Genomic DNA, 3,620 nt, shown 5'->3' with positions numbered 1-3,620 from the left:
CCGGAGGGTCATTCTCCAATGCATCATATGTATACTCCGGATTCAGGTCATGAGAGAAATCATACACTGATTCATCATAGGCAGTGTTGGTCCATTCTGCCACATTACCCGACATACAATAGAGTCCATAGTCATTGGGCTCATAGGATGTCACAGGTACTGTGTGAAAGCCGTTATCCTCTACATAGTCTCCTCTGAGAGGTTTATAGTTGGCCAGAGGACAACCGAGGATGTTCCGTACATAAGGTCCTCCCCATGGATATGGGTTGAGATCCAGTCCACCACGTGCAGCGTACTCCCATTCTGCCTCACTGGGCAATCTGAAGTGTTGCACGAATACTTCACCATGTGATCTGAGCCATGTATTCAGCATCTGGGTCCTCCAAACATTGAATGCCTTGGCCTGATTCCAAGTGATACCTACCAAAGGATAGTCATCAAAAGCCGGGTGCCAGAAGTAGGCATTGGTCATGGGCTCGTTGAAAGAATAGGTGAAATCCTGAATCCACACGAGGGTATCAGGATATACATTGATGATCTCCTTGATGATGAATTGGGAGCGGTCTACGTGACCACGGATGGCATTGTTCTGCCCCTTCCGGTTACGGTAACCCAGATCCATGTCACGGTTAGACTTTACTGCCGCAGCTTTAAGGTCTACCCAGTAGTACTCGAACTTCAACTTACGTGTGTCCAGTTCCTTTCTTCTGTAGAATCGTTCATTCTCGGAGAGATACATGTCCAGCAAAGCTTCACGCTCATCCTCATCATTCCAACGTATCCGCTCATCCCAATTGATAAGTGGTGGATCGAGTTCCTCTCCATAGGCATTCTCCTCGAAGATGTGCTCACCTATGCCTTCTTCTCCCAAGATCCTGTGTGCGGTAGAATCACGCACATAGTCTATGAACTGACGGTACTCATTGTTAGTGATCTCCGTGTCATCCATGTAGAATGCCTGAACGGATACCGTCTTCGACTTGGTCGTATTTGCATATGGAACATCTTGATCGCTCGGGCCCATTATAAATGAACCGAAGTGGATGTAATTCATCCCGTACGGATTGACTTGATAAAAGTCTGGTCTCGGGAAAGACCCCACGAGTTCGCCTCTGTTGCCCCCATTACAGCTAGCTAAAAGCGCAACTATGGAAAAACCAAAAAACAGTTTCTTCATTGTGCTGGTATTTTTCAGTGTATCTCGCAAAATCCCAACGTTCATCAGTTCACTCTGCAGATTCGCTCTGATTATTGTTAGTCTTTAACGAGGCTTCCTGTAAATTGTTACACGGTTACAGGAATCTAACGTTCTTATAAATTTGAGGTGGTAACGGTTTCTTCAGTTTTCTACAGTAGTTCAACATGATCTCATGGCTTCCAGAACTGTAGTTATTCAGTTCGGACATGGTCACATCGTACGAATATCCGATTCTTATGGCTGCTAGCCCCTCACTTAGTTCATGACGGTATCCCAACATGGGGGCTATGGCATCATCAGCACGGCCACTGACACCCACCCAGACCATATCCTTATACATGCCTATCACATTGATATCGATCTGCGTAGAAGCAGCATCTGATTTCATCAGGATATTGGGTAAGAGATCGAAGTTCGGACTGACCGCATATTCGTATCCGGCCATCAGATAATAATGACGGGCTGTTGCGATAGAGAGGTCTGAGAACTCACCTTCTGATAGATGGGTCGAGCTCAATCCGATGTAGAATTTATCTGCTTTGTAGAAGGCACCGAAGGAGAAGTCAATAGTTCCAGCCGAGGTCCCATTATCTGGAATCGCATTATCTGATTCTACAGGATCGATGGAGAGCCATTCATCATTTCCCAACTCCTTAGAGAGGTATCCAATACTCGCACCTAGACCGAGTTTGCCTGAGCCTATATTCTTGAAGTGATAGGAATAGTGGGCTCGGATGATATTGGATGATTCCTGTCCCAATTCGTCATTGAAGATGGTGAGTCCCACACCACTATTGATACGCTTGATCGGAGCGTGACCTTGGAACATGACTGTAGTAGGTGCCCCTTCGAATCCTGTCCACTGCTGTCTGTAGAATCCTGTAAAACAGAGGTTGTTACTGATTCCAGCATAGCCTGGATTGATAGACAACTTATCGAACATGAACTGTGTGAACTGGGGATCCTGTTGCGCAGATGAATGACCACACCAAGCCAACATCACTAAGATTACAACTCTTTTCATCATTGATTGACAGACAGTTAAGTACTTCGGTTTCAAGTTGACCCAAGGGATTTTTGCCCAAGGATGTCCGCTAAAGTAGCTTTTTTTCACATTCCTCTCAGATGTGTGCTTGGATTGCAATCTTCAATGGATCGTCAGAAAACAGACAGCTCTTGGAAAGCTGTTCACTGCAACTTCTGAAACGTACGCCACCAGCGGTCAGGCACTTCTTGGTCGCTTGCCATGACATAGTCTTTGTAGGAACAAGGGACTATCTGAGAACGCTTATATCGGTTTCCTTCCGTATGCGGCATGGGTACTTCGAGCCACCATCGGTCGGTCAATTTGCTCTTGTAGAAAATGATCTCATGATCATCTTTCAGTGAGACACGGTAGCGGGTGAATTGCTCGGAACTGAAATCGATCGATTCGGATCTCCGATTGAGGAAGCCCTCGATAAAACACCAGATGGCCTGGGCGATCAATTGTGCACTTTGACTGCGCATATCGAATTCAGGGTTATACCCGAAGAACGAGATAGAACTCAGCTTCTCGTTGGTGCCGGCCTGAGCCATCAATTGGCAGAGTTGCTCTCCGTAAAGTCCATTGGGCAAAGGATTTCGATGACCCGGATTGTCAGATGCCCGTACAGCTCGCATATCGATGGTCAACATATCGGCTTGTCGTATCACCGGTTCCATCTCACTGATGTCCTCATTGACCTCGCCTAGACGGTGGATGTCAAAGAACATCTTGTTCATCACCGATTGCATCTTTGGATTGACCAGATAGGTCTGATACCCGATGTTGGTGAAATTGAATAGGAAACCGGGCTTATGAAGTATCATCCGGCTCAGATGGTTGTACACATCGGGTTCCCCCTCATTGTCGTGTACATCGAACATGGGATCGATATTGACCACGTTGGTCATCCGTTCCAAGGCACAATAGGCCTTGTAGACTCCTACGGAGCAATAGTCAGCCCCACCGATAAAAATAGGAACGATACCTCGAGCTATGAGATACTCCGCGACATGTTGAACGGCAAACAATGTGTCTTCGACCGCATGACCGGAATGAATATCTCCAAGGTCTACGATCTGAAGTTCAGAAGTGTCCACGAAGAGAGAGTATAGGGCTCTTCTAACTGGATCCACACCATGAGCGCAGCCCTCATTCTCATCGGAGTTCCTTCCCTCACGTATTCCGATGATTGCTAATTGGACATTGTCCAAAGCGGGAATTTCCTTGTCATGGAAGCGCATGTAGTCTCCTATGCTGGAGTCAGCAAAGGATACACCACGGAGCAGATTCTCGGGAATCGCTTGTAGATATATGCCGATGTCCTCTGTCATTTCTTTCGGCTTCTGGATCGTTTGGCCGGGGCAGCCTCAGCGAGTTTCTTACATTCTACCAAGG

3 protein-coding genes are annotated in these 3,620 nt (G+C 46.8%); all 3 read right to left on the bottom strand.

From position 1 onward, the window contains the following. Positions 1-1,054 (bottom strand): SUMF1/EgtB/PvdO family nonheme iron enzyme (locus tag HKN79_10485; GenBank protein ID NNC83993.1); only part of this gene is annotated, 1,054 nt, incomplete at its 3' end. A 238-nt stretch (positions 1,055-1,292) separates the two neighbouring features. Further along, positions 1,293-2,198, bottom strand: a complete 906-nt coding sequence (locus tag HKN79_10480) for a type IX secretion system membrane protein PorP/SprF (GenBank protein NNC83992.1) — start codon at positions 2,196-2,198, stop codon at positions 1,293-1,295. 188 nt (positions 2,199-2,386) lie between these two features. Then, a complete protein-coding gene (locus HKN79_10475; GenBank protein ID NNC83991.1) occupies positions 2,387-3,556 on the bottom strand; it encodes a formimidoylglutamase in 1,170 nt (389 codons plus the stop codon). Between the last annotated feature and the right edge of the window lie 64 nt (positions 3,557-3,620).

It is taken from the genome of Flavobacteriales bacterium, from assembly GCA_013001705.1.
Classification (GTDB): domain Bacteria; phylum Bacteroidota; class Bacteroidia; order Flavobacteriales_D; family JABDKJ01; genus JABDLZ01.
The sequence above is the reverse complement of the archived record's forward strand: the minus strand, read 5'-3'. Positions and strand labels throughout refer to the sequence as shown.

Excerpts from the sequence above, each read along its gene's own strand:
- HKN79_10480 (NNC83992.1), bottom strand. The coding sequence starts at position 2,198 with ATGTTGGCTTGGTGTGGTCATTCATCTGCGCAACAGGATCCCCAGTTC.
- HKN79_10475 (NNC83991.1), bottom strand. The coding sequence starts at position 3,556 with ATGACAGAGGACATCGGCATATATCTACAAGCGATTCCCGAGAATCTG.